Genomic DNA, 15,806 nt, shown 5'->3' with positions numbered 1-15,806 from the left:
GAAGCGGACTAACGCAGTGCCGCCGGCGCGTCCGCCTGCGCGGTGCCGCGGAGTTCCGCCGCGAGGCTCGCGGCCTGGTCCGCGAAACGCAGCGCCGGACCGCCCGCGGCGCGCGCCTGCCGCTGCAGCGCCTCCAGCAGCGCCAGCGCCTGCCCGGTGCGTGCGGTCGCGGCGAACAGGTCGGCGAGCCGGATACGGGCCGCCAGCGTGTCGGGATGGTCCGCGCCGAGCACGCGCGTGCGCGCGTCGATGAGGTCGCGGAATGCCCGCTCGGCTTCCGCGCTGCGCCCCATCTTCGCCAGCAGCGAGGCACGGGCCAGTTGCGAACGCAGGGTCTGCGGATGGTCGGGCCCCAGCACCCGCGCGCGCGCGTCCACCACCGCGTTGAGCTCCGGCCAGGCCTCGTCGAGGCGGCCGAGGTCGGAGAGGTCGGTGGCGAGGTTGGAGCGGTTGCTGAGCGTGGTCGGATGGTTGGCGCCGAGCAGGCGGGTGTTGATCCCCACCAGCCGCCGGTTGAGTTCGCTCGCGGCCTGGAAATCGCCGGCATCGGCGTGGAACGCGGCGAGGTTGCCCATCGCCCGCCGGGTCTCGTCGTGGTCCTCGCCGTGCCTTTCGAGCTGCAGCGCCAGGATCCGCTGGAATTGCGCCACCGCACGCTCCGGATTCCCGGTCGCGCCTTCGTTGATCGCGACGTTGGTGGCCACCCGCAGGGTGAGCGGATGGCCCGGGCCGAGGCTCCCTTCCAGGCGATCGAGCAGCGGTCGCTGCAAGGTCAGCGCACGCTCCCGGTCACCCAGCGCGGCGATCGCCTCGCTCTCCGCCAGTTCCAGCTGTACGCCCAGCTCGTCGGTCCCGGACCAGTCGGCAGGCAGCGGCAGCACGGGGCGCAGCAGGTCCTGCGCCTGCTGCGCCTGCCCGGCCCGCAGCAGCGCCAGGGCCTGGCCCTCGACCGCCTGCAGCGTGCGGCGGTGCCCCGGGCCGAGCGCGCGGCCGCGATGTCCGGCCACCTGCGCGAACCCGGCCGCCGCGCCCTCGTACATGCCCAACGCCAGGCGCACCCTGGCCACCGACTCGCGCAGGTCCGCCGCCAGCCCGGGTTCCGCGCCGAAGTCGCGTTCGATCGCGCGCTCGGCTCCGGCGAGCACGTTGCCATCCAGCAACTGGCGGGCGATGTCGGTGGTGCTGGCGCGATCCAGCTCACGGGTGAACGCCTGCGCATCGCCGGGGTTCGCACGCGCGACCTGCGCGCGCAGCGCCTCGTCCATGCCGCGTCCCATCGCCTCGATGTCGATCCCCTCCAGCGTCGCCTGCTGGAACGCGACCACCTTCTCCAGCTCCGCGCTGCGCTGTTCGGCGATGGCCCGTTGCGCCCGCGCCTGCATCAGTCCGTGCAGCGACAGGGCCAGTCCGCCCAGCAGCGCGGCCAGCGCGACCACCGCGGCGGCGATGCCGGGGCGGTGGCGTCGCGCGAACTTGCGCCACGCATACAGGCGCGAGGCCGGCACCGCCTGCACCGGCCGCCCCGACAGGAAGCGGCGCAGGTCGTCGGCCAGTGCCGCGGCGGAGGCATAGCGATCGCCGCGATCGTGCTGCATCGCCTTGGCGACCACCCAGTCGAGCTCGCCGCGCAGCAGGCGACGCATCGTCCCGAGCCGCTGCCCGCGCGCCTGCGCGATGCGCGCGGCATCCGAAGGCCGCAGTGTCGCGAGCTGCGCGGAAGGCAGGCGCAGCGTGCGGCTGCGGTCTGTCACCGTCTCCCCCGCCACGGTGGGGCGTTGGCCGGTGAGCAGTTCGCACAGCACCACGCCCAGCGAATAGACGTCGCTGCGGGTGTCGAGCAACGCGGGATCGCCGGCGGCCTGCTCCGGACTCATGTAGTCCGGGGTGCCCGCGACCTCGTGCGTACCTGCCAGGCTGGACGCGGTGGCGATGCCGAAATCGATGATCTTCGGATGCGCGCGGCCGTCCACCTCGTCGACCAGCAGGTTGCCCGGCTTGAGGTCGCGATGGATCACGCCCTTCTGGTGCGCGTGCTGCACGCCTTCGCAGACTTCGATGAACAGTTCCAGCCTGCGCGCCAGCGGCAGTGCCCTCGCCTCGCAGTAGGCGACGATCGGCTGCCCGTCGATGAACTCCATCGCGAAGAACGGATGTCCGTCGGCGGTGGTGTCGGCGTCGTAGATCTGCGCGATCGCCGGATGCCGCATCTGCGCCAGCACCTGACGTTCGATCTCGAAATGCGCCTTGCGCCGCGCATCGAGCGTGCGCCCGCGCAGCAGCTTCAGCGCCACCGTCCGGCGCACCGGCTCGAGCTGCTCGGCGCGATAGACCTCGCCCATGCCGCCGCGGCCGAGCAGCACGTCGACGCGGTAACGGCCCAGGCGGGTGCCGCGCGCGAGGCTGTCGCCGCTGGCGACCGCGCCGGCCGGCGCACGCGTTTCCAGCAGTTCGGTCCGGTCCGGATCCCGCTCGTCGATCGTCATGGCGCCCCCTGTCGGCCCCGTGGCATCGCCCATGGTAGCGGAAAGGGCTGGCGGCTCCGGTACACTGGCAGGCCACCTGCTGTCGCCGCCATGTCCGCCTCCGACGATCCGGCCAACACCACGCAGCGCACGTTGCTCAGCGGCGGTCCGCACCGGCCGGGACCGCGTACGGCGTGCATCGTGGTGATCCTCGGCGAAGGCCTGGGCCGGCGCATCGACCTGGGCGACGCGCCGCTGCTGGTGGGCCGCTCGCAGGAAGCCGACCTCGTCATCAGCCACAAGAGCGTTTCGCGCGAGCACTGCCGGATCTGGTTCGACGGCGGGGCGTATCGCATCCGCGACCTCGGCGCGACCAACAAGACCCGGGTCAACGATCTGCCTGTCGAAGAGGCGACGCTGGTCGACGGCGACCACATCGTGATCGGCGAGAGCCTGCTCAAGTTCATCGGCCAGAGCAACGTCGAGGCGCGCTACCACGAAGAGATCTACCAGCTCGCCACCCACGACGCGCTGACCGACCTGTGCAACCGTCGCCACTTCATGGAGATCCTCGACAAGGAGATCGCCCGCGCGCTGCGCCACGACCGCGCGCTGGCGCTGTGCATCGTCGATGTCGACCTGTTCAAGCCGGTGAACGACACCTACGGCCACATCGCCGGCGACGAGGTGCTGCGCCACATCGCCGCGATCGTGCGGCAGCACGTGCGTGGCGAGGACATCGCCGCGCGCATCGGGGGCGAGGAGTTCGCGGTGCTCCTGCCCGAGGGCGGGTCCGCCGCCGCGCAGGCGCTGGCCGAGCGGTTGCGGGCCGCGGTCGCGGAGGCGACATTCTCGGCGGGCGGGGTGCCGCAGCGGATCACGGTCAGCGTCGGGGTCGCCTCCCTGGCGCTCCCGGGCGGCACCCGCTCGCTGCTGCTGGCGGCCGCGGACGCGGCGCTGTACCGCGCCAAGCACGAAGGCCGCAACCGGGTCTGCATCACCGACTGAGCGGCTGCGCCGGATGGCCCTGCGCGCTGTGCGACCGGCGGAAGCGCGAAGAGCCGGTTGCCCGGCCCCTCGCGATGCGTTTCAGACCGTGCTGCCGGGCATCACGGCGTCACCGTCAACCGGATCGCACCGGCCACTTTCGGCTTGACCGGATCGTTGCTGCCGACGCAGTAGAACGCATCATGCGCGCCCACCGGCAGGCCCGCGCTGGCCACCGCCATGCTCGACGCGCGCGCAGCGCCCGCCGCCAGCGTGCCCATCGGCGGATTCACCGCGCCGATCCACGGCGCGCCGCAGGCCACTTCGCCTACGATCCGCATCGACAGGCCCGGGAACGCGGTGTTCGCCGCCCAGCTGCCGACGCCTGCGGTGCTCACGTTGAGCCCGGCGAAACCGCCGCTGCCCAGCGACGCGGACGCGTACCAGGCCCAGCGGTTGGCGAACGTCGAGTTGGTGTGCACCAGCAGCCAGTAGCGTCCCGGGGCGAGATCGACGGACTGGCCAGCGGCGGCGAGGTCGAGCGTGATCGCCGCGCCGGTGGTATCCACGCCCGGTGCATTCGTCGCCGCCGTGTAGGTCCAGGCCGCCGCGCCGGGCGAGCGCAGCGGATCGCCCGACGGCAGCCCGCCCGCATCCGGGTAGATCGCCCAGGTGAGGGTCGGCGAGACCGCCGCCAGCGCCGAACCGCTCACCACGAAGCCTTCCGCGCGCAGCGACAGGATCCGCGTCGGTGCCGTCAGGCTGAAGTCGTCGGCGTTGAACTGGGCCGCGAACCCGGCGACCGCGGGATCGGCATAGCGCGTACCGCGAAAACCAGAGGTCGAGTTCTGTCCCAGCGCATCGGCGAGCACGGCCATGCCCGTGCCGCTATTGTCGAAGCCGTAGCTCAGCGGCGAACCGCCGGCATTGGTCACCGTGGTCGTGGCCCGCCCAGAACGCCCCGACTGCAGCGCCAGGGACACCAGGTCGGGCAACTGGATCACCGGCGGCGGCACGATCACCGCGATCGGCAGGTGCAGCGCGGGCGGCGCGGACTGCGCATTGCCGGCGACCGGCGACAACACCAGCTGGCCGAAGTTCCAGCTGCCATCGGCCGGCAGCGCGCTGCCGTCGACCACCACCCGCACCGACACCGTGCCACCCGCCGGCACCTTGAGGTTGGCCGGGGTCACCCGCGCCGGCAGGCCTTCGACCTGCGCGCGGTAGCCCTGCGCCTTGCCCAGCGTGTTGCGGAAGGTACGCACGAACACGCACTGCGGCGTGCAGTTGCGCCGGATCATGTTGGGCTGGTTGAGCGTGGCCGGATCGCCGCCGGTGGCCGGATTGGCCGCCAGGTAGTTCGCCGCCGACTCGTGCAGCACCAGCCCCGCCGCGACCGCGCGATCGACGCGGATGCGGCCGGAGCCGCCGGCATGCGGATCCGCGGGCGTGACACCGTCCTCCAGCAGCACCGTGCGGTCGGCGGTCATCGCCAGGGCCGACTTGATCTCAGGCGGCGTCCACGCGGGTCGTGCCTGCCGGATCAGCCCCGCCGAACCGGCCTGGTGCGGCGACGCCATCGAAGTGCCGTTGTACAGGCCCACGTCGTTCTCGAACCCGGTGATGGTGGTCCCGGCCACCGCGGCCAGGATCCGCACGCCCGGCGCGGTCACGTCGGGCTTGAGCAGGTCCAACGTGCCGGCCGGACCGCGCGAACTCGAGGTCGCCAGCACGTCGGGCTGGTTGGCGAGGATGATCGCCGGATACGGAATGCCTGCGGTCACGGCCGGATTGGCGGCGGCGAAATCGCGCAGCGCATCGCCATCGGCCTGCAGGATGCCGAAGGCCGGGATCGTCGTCCCGGGCACCGAGGGAATGATCCCGCCCGCGGCATTGTTGGCGACGACCGTCGCCACCGCCCCGGCCGCGGCGGCATTGTCGACCTTGATCGAGAACGAGCACGTGCCGCGGCGCACGAGCGCGATCGCGCCGGCGAAGGTGTCGACCGGGAATGCGGCGCAACCGTCGTCGACCGTATCGATGCCGGGGCTGACCACCAGCGGCGTAGTGCCTGGGATCGCAGCGGTCTGCTGCACCCCGCTGCCGCCGGGATTCATCTCGATCGCGGCCAGCGCCTCGGGCACCGGCTGCGGGCCGGTGACTTCCAGGACCACGACGAAATCGCCGCGTCCGTGCTGGGCCGACGCGGTCGAGGACACCCATGGTTCGACATGGCCCAGCGTGTTCGGCGCCGGACCGCTGTTGCCCGCCGAGGCGGCGATGTAGATGCCGGCATCGACCGCGCCGAGGAAGGCCTGCGAGACCGCTTCGCTCCACGGCGACGAACCGCCGCCGATCGAATAGTTGATCACGTCGACGACGCCGTCGGCGATCGCCTGGTTCACCGCCGCCACCGCCGACACGTTCGGGCACAGGCCCTGTCCGGTCGCGGTGTTGGTGTAGCAGATGTCGAAGGCCACGATGTTGGCCCGCGGCGCAACGCCGGAAATGCGGCGGACGTTGCCCAGCATGTCCACGTCGCGGCGATTGCCGGCCGCGGTCGAGGCGACGTGGCTGCCGTGCCCGTTGCTGTCGCCGAAGCCGGGCTCCTCGCGGATGTTGGCCGCGCCGCAGGTGTTGCCCGGGACGCCGCAGACGAAATCGTAGCCGCCGATCAGCTTGTCGTTGCAGCGACCCTCGTCGATGCCGCCGGCCGCGCAGGTGCCCAGATGGTTTCCGGTGCCGAGCGGATTGACGTGCACGTAGCCGTCGACCGGATCGACCGCGTCGAACGACGGACTGCCGAAGTTGATGCCGGAATCGAGGATGCCGAACACCATGCCCTCGCCCTGGTGCCCGGTACTGCCGCCGGTCGCGGCCCCGTCCCACACCGCGGGCGCACCGATCAGCGCCGGCCCGGTATCGGTATCGAGCGGGTACTCGCGATACTCGTCCACCAGCGCCACGTCGGCCAGCCTGCGGATGCGGTCGGCCTCGGCCTCGCCGAGCTCGACCACGACGCCGTTGATCGCGTGCTGGAAGCGCTGGCTCACCTGCGGCTGCCGGCCGATCGCGCGTCCCATGTCGCGTTCGATCTGCGCCTGGCGATCCTGCAGGTAGCGCACATAGGCGCGCGCCTGCGCGCTGCGCATGTCGGGCCGCGCGGCGCCGGTGGCGCCCTTGCGGCTGGCGGGCGCCGCCAGCCCCGCGATGCCGCCGCGGTAGGCGGCCGCGGCCGGCTCGCGGAACATGACGATATAGGTGCCGCGGCCGGGAGCCTGGTCGCTCCCGGATCGCGAGGCCGTCGCCGCGCTGGCCGCCGCCGACGACGCAAGCGTGTTGCCGCCCGCAGACGCTGCCCCCTGGGACTGCACCGCCGCCGCCAGCGCGCGACCCGTGCCGCTCCCGTTCGATACCGCGACCGCGGCCAATGCCGCTGCGCCGGCCAGCAACAGCCCGATCGCCACACCCCAGCGCGTCTTCCCGTCCATGCCGCCTCCGGAAACATCGATTCCCGCGGAAATCGACGACCGGTCCGCCCGACCCACCAGGACCGTTCGCCGAAGCTGTTGCGAAGACGCAGGGGAGCGTGCGGGGCGGAGCACCCGGAGTCCGGGTTCCCGCCGCACAACCGCCCCTGTCCGATTGCGCATCCCTGTGTCCAGCAATCCGCACTCTACGCCTGTCGCCGCGCGTTGCAACGGTGCCGGCGGCGGGGCACAGCGATCCGCGGGAAACGGCCTCACCGGCCTCGCCAGCGGGATGCGAGCCGGTCAGTCGCTCGCGCGGGTGGCGCGCGGGCGTCGATCGACCAGCAGATAGGTGCCGACCGTCCAGAGTGCGGCGGCAGACCACCCGGCGAGGATGTCGGAGGGGTAATGCACCCCCAGGTACACGCGCGACAGGCCCACCATCGGCACGAACACGGCCATCGCCGCCACCGCCCACCAGCGTGCCCGCGTATGCCAGGCCAGCAGCACCAGCACCAGCGCCAGCGTCATCGAGCCCATCGCATGGCCGCTGGGGAAGCTGTAGCTCGTCTCCGGCGCGATCGATTCCCACAGGCTCGGCCGGTCGCGTGCGAACAACTGCTTGGTGGCGATGTTGAGCAGCGCCGAGCCGCCGGTCGCCACCGCCGCGAACACCGCGTGCCGCCAGCGCCGCAGCGCGAGCAGCACCAGCACCAGGCCGATGTCGACCGGCACCACCCCGCTGCCGTAGCCGATGCGGGAAAAGAACAGGAACACGCCATCGAAGCCGTCGCTGGCCATCTCGCGCGCGAACAGCAGCACCGGTTCGTCGAACGGGATCGCCTCGGCCTCGTGGACCTCGTCGGCCAGTTCCATGAACGCCCACATCGGCAGCAGCACGCCGACGAACAGCAGCACCAGCTTCCAGCCGTAGCGGCGCGCGAGCGCGGCGACGACATCGGCGGCTTCGCGCCGCCAGCTCGGCTCAGGCATCCACGACGCGGCCGTAGGTGCGGTGCACGTAGTCGTCGACCAGACCCACGAACTCGCGGGCGATGTTGTCGCCACGCAGGGTCACCGCCTTCTCGCCGTCGATGAACACCGGCGCGGAGGGCGCCTCGCCGGTCCCGGGCAGCGAGATGCCGATATTGGCGTGGCGCGACTCGCCCGGCCCGTTGACCACGCATCCCATCACCGCCAGGGTCATGTTCTCCGCGCCAGGATGGCTGATCTTCCACTCGGGCATCTTCGCGCGCACGTGCTCCTGCACCACCTGCGCCAGCTCCTGGAAGAACTCGGAGGTGGTGCGGCCGCAACCCGGGCAGGCGGTGACCATCGGCGTGAATGCACGCAGGCCCATGGTCTGTAGCAGTTCCTGCGCCACCACCACTTCCTGCGTGCGCGAGGCGCCGGGCTCGGGCGTGAGCGAGATGCGGATGGTGTCGCCGATGCCTTCCTGCAGCAGCACCGCCAGCGCCGCGCTTGAGGCGACGATGCCCTTGCTGCCGATGCCGGCCTCGGTCAGCCCCAGGTGCAGGGCGAAGTCGCAGCGGCGGGCCAGGTCGCGATACACCGCCACCAGCTCCTGCACCCCGCTGACCTTGGCGCTGAGCACGATCCGGTCGCGGCCCAGGCCGAGTTCCACCGCGCGCTCGGCCGAATCGATCGCCGAGCGGATCAGGGCCTCGCGCAGCACGCGCCCGGCATCCCAGGGCTCGGCGCGCTGCGCGTTCTCGTCCATCAGCGCGGCGGCCAGCGCCTGGTCGAGCGATCCCCAGTTGACGCCGATGCGCACCGGCTTGTCGTAACGGATCGCGAACTCGATCAGTTGCGCGAACTGCAGGTCCTTCTTCCTGCCGAAGCCGACGTTGCCCGGATTGATCCGGTACTTGGCCAGGGCCTGCGCGCAGGCCGGCTCGCGCTGGAGCAGCTGGTGGCCGTTGTAGTGGAAGTCGCCGATGACCGGCACCTCGATCCCCTGCATCGCCAGCCGCTCGACGATGCGCGGCACCGCGGCCGCGGATTCCGGATTGTTGACCGTGATCCGCACCAGCTCCGAACCGGCGCGCCAGAGTTCGGCCACCTGCTTCGCGGTCGACGCCACGTCGGCGGTGTCGGTATTGGTCATCGACTGCACCACCACCGGCGCGTCGCCACCGACGGCCACGCCGCCGACCACCACCTGGCGCGCGGCCCGGCGCGGCATCGGGCCGAACGCGGGAGCCGCCGGATCGACGTGGCAGGGCGGCAACGGTTGCGGCAGCGCGGACATGCGGCCATTTTAGCCGCGAAGGCATGACGCCCGCCTGCATGTCCTGCATCCGCTGGCTGGGACGGCCCGACCGCCGACCGATGCCGGTCGCCCGCGTAAGGCCCGGCGGGCCAACGCCGGTCCCGGGCACGCGCCTACCCGCCCAGGGCCGCTCGCCACGTGCACAGGGAACCGGCGGCCGCGTTGCGCATGAGGACGGCAGCCGTCGCCACCAGCCACCCTGGGTCACACCGCGGGATGGGCCTGCGCGGCCCGCGCGGCTATCCTGCCCGCATGAACGACGCGGTCACCGGTGAAATCCTCAGTCCCAGCCAGCTCAACACGCTGGCGCGCAGTCTGCTGGAAGACGCGTTCCCGCTGGTGTTCGTCGAGGGCGAGCTCGGCAATGTGTCGCGGCCTGCCTCCGGACACCTGTACTTCACCCTCAAGGATGCGCGCGCGCAGGTGCGCTGCGCCCTGTTCAAGCCCAAGAGCCAGTGGCTGGGCTTCCAGCCGCGCGAGGGCATGAAGGTGCTCGCCCGCGGCCGGCTGACGCTGTACGAGGCGCGCGGCGACTACCAGCTGATCCTGGACTCGCTGGAGGAAGCCGGCGAAGGCGCGTTGCGCCGCGCCTTCGAGCAACTGAAGGCGAAGCTGCAGGCCGAAGGCCTGTTCGATGCCGCGCGCAAGCGCCCGCTGCCGACTTACGTGCGCCGCCTCGCGGTGATCACGTCGCCGTCGGGCGCGGCGGTTCGCGACGTGCTCAGCGTGCTGGCACGGCGCTTCCCGCTGATCGAGGTGGAGATCCTGCCGGTGCCCGTGCAGGGCGAAGGCGCGGCCGCGCAGATCGCGACGGTGCTGCGACGCGCAGCTGCCGCCGGCCGCCACGACGTGGTCCTGCTGGCGCGCGGCGGCGGCTCGCTGGAGGACCTGTGGGCGTTCAACGACGAAGCGCTGGCGCGCGCGATCGCCGCATCGCCGGTGCCGGTGGTCTCGGCCATCGGCCACGAGACCGACTTCAGCCTCTCCGACTTCGCCGCCGACCTGCGCGCGCCCACGCCCTCGGCCGCGGCCGAACTGCTGGTGCCCGACCGAGCCGGCCTCGGCCTGCGCCTGGATGGCCTGCGGCGGCGCATCGCGGCCCTGCAGGGCAACCACCTGCGCCAGCTCGCCCAGCGCAGCGACCGCGCCGCGCTGCGCCTCAATGCGCTGCGTCCGCAGGCGCGCCTGCAGGCCGGCATGCAGCGCCGCGACGAGGCGCTGCGCCGCCTGCGGGCGGCGTGGCTGCAGCGCCTGCAACGGCACGCCTCCACCCTGCGCCACGCGCGCGCGGTGCTGCAGGCCACGCGCCCGCAGCGACGCCTGCAGGCGTTGCACGATCGCCTCGCCGGCCTGAGCGCGCGCCCGCAGGCGGCGATCGCGCGACGGCTGCAGCGCGATGCCCTGCACCTGCGCGGGCTCGCGCGTTCGCTGGAGGTGGTGAGCCCGCTGGCGACCATCGCCCGCGGCTACAGCATCCTGCAGCAGGACGACGGCCGCGTCGTGCGCGTCACGCGCGACGTGGCCACCGGCGACCCGCTCTCCGCGCGCCTCGTCGACGGACGGTTGCGGTTGCGCGTCGAAGCGGTCGCGCCTGCGACGGGGCCGAAGACGGACGAGTGAATCCGGTGGCGATCGTCGCCCCGGGTTCGCGCCTTCCCTGCGCTCGAAGCAATCCCGCCCGGTCGCTCGCGACCCTGCGCGTGGCGCGACGGGGAATGCAGCGTTCCGCGCGATGTACATGCCTGTCACGCGCGCCGTGCGAGACTGCGACGCGATGACCAAGGCTTCCGATCTTTTCGTCCAGGCGCTCGAAGCCGAAGGTGTCGACCACGTGTTCGGCATCCCCGGCGAGGAAACCCTGGCCCTGCTCGAATCCCTGCGCACCTCGGGCATCCGTCTGGTGCTGACCCGGCACGAGCAGGCCGCCGGCTTCATGGCCGCGACCTGGGGCCGGCTCACCGGCAGCACCGGCGTGTGCCTGGCCACCCTCGGGCCCGGCGCGACCAATCTCGTCACCGCCGCGGCGTACGCCCAGCTCGGGGCGATGCCGATGCTGATGATCACCGGCCAGAAGCCGATCCGCAGCGGCAAGCAGGGCCACTTCCAGATCGTCGACGTGGTCGACATGATGCGGCCGCTGACCAAGTACACGCGACAGCTGGTCTCGGCCGGCGGCATTCCCGCGCAGGTGCGCGAGGCCGTGCGCCGCTCGCAGGAGGAGCGCCCCGGCGCGACCCATCTCGAACTGCCCCAGGACGTCGCCAGCGAGGACACCGACGCCATCGTCCTGCCGCCGGTCCACAGCCGCCGCCCGATCGCCGAGGACAAGGCGCTGGACGTCGCCGCCGACGCGATCCGCAACGCACGCCATCCGCTGCTGATGATCGGCGCCGGCGCCAACCGCAAGACCACGGCGAAGATGCTGCGCGCCTTCGTCGAGAAACTCGGCATCCCATTCTTCAGCACCCAGATGGGCAAGGGCGTGCTCGACGAGACCGGGCCCTTGTGGCTCGGCACCGCGGCGCTGTCGGAGGGCGATTTCGTGCACCGCGCGATCGACCTCGCCGACTGCATAGTCAACGTCGGCCACGACGTGATCGAGAAGCCGCCGTTCTGGATGAAGCGCGGCCGGCGCACGGTGATCCACGTCAACTACTCGCCCGCGGTGGCCGACGAAGTGTATTTCCCCCAGGTCGAGGTGGTCGGCGACATCGCCAACTCGGTCTGGCAGCTGGCCGAGCGCCTGGCGCCGCAGCCGCACTGGGATTTCGCGTTCTTCGACCGCGTGCGCGACGCGCTGTGCGCCGACATCGCCGAACTCGCCACCGACGGGCGCTTCCCGATGTCGGCGCCGCGGCTGGTTTCGGAACTCGGCCTGTTGTTGAATCCGGACGGCATCACCTGCCTCGACAACGGCCTGTTCAAATTGTGGTTCGCCCGCCATGCCCGCTGCCGCCTGCCCAATACCCTGCTGCTGGACAACGCGCTGGCGACGATGGGCGCCGGCCTGCCGTCGGCGATGGCCGCGGCGATGGTGCATCCCGACCGCAAGGTGGTCGCGGTTTGCGGCGACGGCGGCTTCATGATGAATTCCCAGGAACTCGAGACCGCGATCCGCCTGCGGCTCGACCTCGTGGTCCTGGTGCTGCGCGACGATGCCTACGGCATGATCAAGTGGAAGCAGGCGCACGACGGCTACGCGTCGTTCGGCATGGACTACGGCAATCCCGACTTCGTGCGCTATGCGCAGAGCTACGGCGCACGCGGCCACCGCGCAGGGTCGATCGCCGAATTTTCCGCGCTGCTGCGCGAGGCGCTCGCCGCGCCGGGCGTGGACCTGATCGAGGTCCCGGTCGACTACGGCCGCGACGACGACCTGCTCAATCGCAGGATCCCGGAACACGCGGCCGCCGTGCGCTGAGGCCCGCGATCCGGATCCCGGTCCTTCCTTCGTTTCGACAGGAGTCCACATGGCACGCAGCAGCAAATCCCGCAACAAGGCGGGTCTTGCCAGGCGCTATCCCTGCTACCTCGCCAACGTCGCGGTGCAGCCGAACGCCGACCTCGAGGTGCTCGACAAGTACACCGGCAAGGTCGCCACCCGTACCGCGTTCGTCGGGCCGGGCATGGTGCGCAAGGCGATCGTCGCCGCGCACAAGGCGCGTGGGCCGATGGCGGAGTTCACGCCCGACCGGCGTCGCGACGTGCTGGAACACTGCGTGCGCCGTTTCGGCGAGCGATCCGAGGAACTGGCGCTGGCGCTGTGCATCGAAGCCGGCAAGCCGATCCGGGACGCGCGCGGCGAGGTCGAGCGGCTGATCGACACCTTCCGCATCGCCGCCGCGGAAGCCACGCGCATCGAGGGCGAAACGATCGAACTGCAGCTCTCCGAACGCACGCGCGGCTACCGCGGCCTCGTCAAGCGCGTGCCGATCGGCGTGTGCAGCTTCATCACCCCGTTCAACTTCCCGCTCAACCTGGTGGCGCACAAGGTCGCGCCCGCAATCGCGGCCGGCTGCCCGTTCGTGCTCAAGCCGGCGGCGAAGACCCCGGTCGGCGCGCTGATCATCGGCGAGATCCTCGCCGAGACCGACCTGCCCAAAGGCGCGTTCTCGATCCTGGCCTGCAGCAACGAGGACGCCGCCGCTCTGACCGAGGACGAGCGCATCGCCCTGCTCAGCTTCACCGGTGGCCTGGTCGGCTGGGAGCTCAAGGCCCGCGCCGGTCGCAAGAAGGTCACCCTCGAACTCGGTGGCAACGCCGCCTGCATCGTCGACGCCGATCCAGGCGCCCCGCTCGACCACGTCGTCGACCGGCTGGTGTTCGGCGCCTATTACCAGTCGGGCCAGAGCTGCATCAGCGTCCAGCACATCCTCGTCCACCGCGACCTGTACGAAAGACTGCGCAAGAAACTGCGCGCACGCGTGGGCGCGCTGGCGATGGGCGATCCGCGCGACGAGAAGACCTTCATCGGTCCGGTGATCGACGAGGCCGCGGCGAAGCGGATCGAATCCTGGGTCGAGTCCGCACGCAAGGCGGGCGCCAGGCGCCTGGCCGGCGGCGAACGCAAGGGCAACATGCTGCCCGCGACGCTGATGGAGAAGGTGCCGCGCGAGAGCGACCTCTACCGTCAGGAAGTCTTCGGGCCGGTCGCCTGCCTGCAGCCGTTCGACGATTTCGAATCGGCACTGGACACGGTCAACGCCAGCGAGTTCGGCCTGCAGGCAGGCGTGTTCACCGGCAACCTGGCGCATGCGATGCGCGCCTGGGACCGGCTCGAGGTCGGCGGCGTGATCGTCGGCGACGTGCCCAGCTTCCGGGTCGACAACATGCCCTACGGCGGGGTCAAGCAGTCGGGCCTGGGCCGCGAGGGCGTGAAGTACGCGATCGAGGACATGACCGAGCCGCGCCTGCTCGTGATCCGCGACCGGCCGGCCTGAGCGCATGTGCCTGGTCGCCGTGGCGTGGCGCACGCATCCACGCTGGCCGCTGGCGTTGATCGCCAATCGCGACGAGCTGCATGACCGGCCCAGCGCCGCCGCGGCGCTCGATCCGGACGCCCCGCATGTGTACGGCGGACGCGACCTGGTCCAGGGTGGCGGCTGGTTGCAGGCCTCGACCCGCGGCAGGATCGCTGCGGTGACGAACGTCCGCACGGGATTGGCGGCGGACGCCGCGCCGCGCTCGCGCGGCTGGCTGGTGCGGGATTTCGTGCGCGGCGATGCCGCTGCGACCGGCTTCACCGACGCCCTGTCGCGGACTGCAGGCGACTACGGACGCTTCAACCTGCTGGCGTGGGATGGCGATGCGCTCGCGTTCGCGAGCAACCACCCGGCGCACGCGGCGTACGCGGTCGCGCCCGGACTGCACGCGATGTCGAACGGTGCCTTCGATGCCGCCTGGCCGAAAAGCACGTTCGCGACGCGGGCGCTTGCCGCCTGGCTGCAATCGCCGCTGGCCGGGGCCGCGGACGAGGCCCTGCCGGCCGCGGTCGAACCGCTGTTCGCCGCCCTGCGCGACACCACGCGCGCGGTCGACGCCGACCTGCCCGACACCGGCGTCGGGGTGACCCTGGAACGGGCACTGTCGCCACCGTTCGTGCTCGACGCACGCTACGGCACCCGCTGCAGCAGCGTGGTGCTCGCCGGTGCCGGCAACCTCTGGTTCGCCGAGCGCCGGTTCGATGCCGCGGGCAACGCACAGGGCACGTCCTGCACGCACCTGCCGCAGCCGGGCGCCGCGGCCTGAATCGTGCCGGCGCTAGGGGACGGTCGACTGCTCGGTGCACGGCACCGGCGCATCGTTCTCGATCCGCTGCTGCCAGCCGTTCTCGTCGCGCAGCGCGATGGTGCCGTTGATGCAGGCTTCCGGTGCGCCATCGCGACGGGCGACGATCGCGCCGGGGAGTTCCGGGACAGCGGTGTCCGCGTCTGGCTCGCGCGCCTGCATCGGGGCAGGCACCTCGGGCGGCACGGCGGCCGGGGCTTCGGCCGCGCGCGGAACTGCGGGCGCTGCGCCGGATCGGGGGGCTTGTCCTTCGTCCGTCGTGCCGGACGAAGGCACCGGCGATGCCGGGCCGGTGGCCTGGGCCGGAACGGCCGACGGCGACGCCACGGCGGCTTCGTCATTGTCGAACACGACGTCGATGCCGCGCTGGATCAGCCCGGCCGCCACCACCCCGACGATCACCGCCAGCGTCACCGGGAGGAAGAACGACCAGGGGGCCGCGTCGTCACGGATTCCGCTCTCGCGCATGGTTCCTCCCTGGGTCCGGATCGCGAATTGCCTTGCGCCGAGGGTCGCCGACGCGCCGCCCCGACCGGCAGAGAGTACGCCATGACGGCGCCGCAGATCGCCGGCAAGGCAACGGCTGCCTGGCGCAACGGTCTGCTGCCTGGTGCACGCCACGGACGCTGGTGGATACCCAACGAAGCTGCGCCGCCACGAGCAGGCTCCATCTCAATGGGTTACGGACCGGCCTGCGCGAACCACATGCAGTGCGGACGATATCCGATTGCTGCGCCATACGGCACACCGCAGATTGCGGTGCACGAAAAGCAGAAGGCCCAGTCTTCCGGTTTGACCCGGTCGGCT

General features: G+C 71.7%; 10 protein-coding genes. 5 read left to right on the top strand and 5 right to left on the bottom strand.

All coding sequences use genetic code 11. The annotated features are described in order from the left end of the window. Positions 1-8: 8 nt before the first annotated feature. On the bottom strand, positions 9-2,483 hold the full coding sequence (locus JMO03_RS15890) for a serine/threonine-protein kinase (RefSeq protein WP_202844720.1): 2,475 nt from the start codon (positions 2,481-2,483) through the stop codon (positions 9-11). A gap of 90 nt (positions 2,484-2,573) precedes the next feature. Between JMO03_RS15890 and JMO03_RS15885 the strand changes: the two genes are divergently transcribed. Next, on the top strand, positions 2,574-3,470 hold the full coding sequence (locus tag JMO03_RS15885) for a GGDEF domain-containing protein (RefSeq protein ID WP_202844719.1): 897 nt from the start codon (positions 2,574-2,576) through the stop codon (positions 3,468-3,470). A gap of 101 nt (positions 3,471-3,571) precedes the next feature. Here the strand turns inward: JMO03_RS15885 and JMO03_RS15880 are convergent, their stop codons facing one another. The 3 genes from JMO03_RS15880 to ispG all read right to left on the bottom strand — a co-directional run bounded on the left by JMO03_RS15880 (position 3,572) and on the right by ispG (position 9,191). After that, a complete protein-coding gene (locus tag JMO03_RS15880; RefSeq protein WP_202844718.1) occupies positions 3,572-6,940 on the bottom strand; it encodes a S8 family serine peptidase in 3,369 nt (1,122 codons plus the stop codon). A gap of 282 nt (positions 6,941-7,222) precedes the next feature. Further along, complete coding sequence (locus JMO03_RS15875; protein ID WP_202844717.1) at positions 7,223-7,912, bottom strand: phosphatase PAP2 family protein; 690 nt, start codon at positions 7,910-7,912, stop codon at positions 7,223-7,225. Further along, a complete protein-coding gene (ispG, locus tag JMO03_RS15870) occupies positions 7,905-9,191 on the bottom strand; it encodes a flavodoxin-dependent (E)-4-hydroxy-3-methylbut-2-enyl-diphosphate synthase (protein WP_425491858.1) in 1,287 nt (428 codons plus the stop codon). The genes JMO03_RS15875 and ispG overlap by 8 nt, the downstream gene beginning before the upstream one ends. A gap of 273 nt (positions 9,192-9,464) precedes the next feature. On the opposite strand from ispG, the gene xseA reads away from it, so the two are divergent. The 4 genes from xseA (at position 9,465) to JMO03_RS15850 (ending at position 14,960) form a co-directional block, all read left to right on the top strand. Beyond that, on the top strand, positions 9,465-10,832 hold the full coding sequence (gene xseA / locus JMO03_RS15865) for an exodeoxyribonuclease VII large subunit (protein WP_202844716.1): 1,368 nt from the start codon (positions 9,465-9,467) through the stop codon (positions 10,830-10,832). A 154-nt stretch (positions 10,833-10,986) separates the two neighbouring features. Next, the gene (locus tag JMO03_RS15860; protein WP_202844715.1) at positions 10,987-12,633 is read left to right on the top strand and encodes an acetolactate synthase large subunit; all 1,647 of its coding nucleotides are present in this window, start codon (positions 10,987-10,989) and stop codon (positions 12,631-12,633) included. A 49-nt stretch (positions 12,634-12,682) separates the two neighbouring features. After that, the gene (locus JMO03_RS15855; protein ID WP_202844714.1) at positions 12,683-14,152 is read left to right on the top strand and encodes an aldehyde dehydrogenase family protein; all 1,470 of its coding nucleotides are present in this window, start codon (positions 12,683-12,685) and stop codon (positions 14,150-14,152) included. Between the two features lie 4 nt (positions 14,153-14,156). Then, positions 14,157-14,960 carry an NRDE family protein gene (locus tag JMO03_RS15850; RefSeq protein ID WP_202844713.1) on the top strand — a complete coding sequence of 268 codons (804 nt, stop codon included), beginning with the start codon at positions 14,157-14,159 and terminating at the stop codon, positions 14,958-14,960. A 12-nt stretch (positions 14,961-14,972) separates the two neighbouring features. Here the strand turns inward: JMO03_RS15850 and JMO03_RS15845 are convergent, their stop codons facing one another. Next, on the bottom strand, positions 14,973-15,413 hold the full coding sequence (locus JMO03_RS15845) for a hypothetical protein (RefSeq protein ID WP_238346235.1): 441 nt from the start codon (positions 15,411-15,413) through the stop codon (positions 14,973-14,975). Between the last annotated feature and the right edge of the window lie 393 nt (positions 15,414-15,806).

This window comes from Luteimonas saliphila, from assembly GCF_016774335.1.
GTDB classification, from domain to species: domain Bacteria; phylum Pseudomonadota; class Gammaproteobacteria; order Xanthomonadales; family Xanthomonadaceae; genus Luteimonas; species Luteimonas saliphila.
This window is presented reverse-complemented; position numbering and strand designations above follow the sequence as displayed.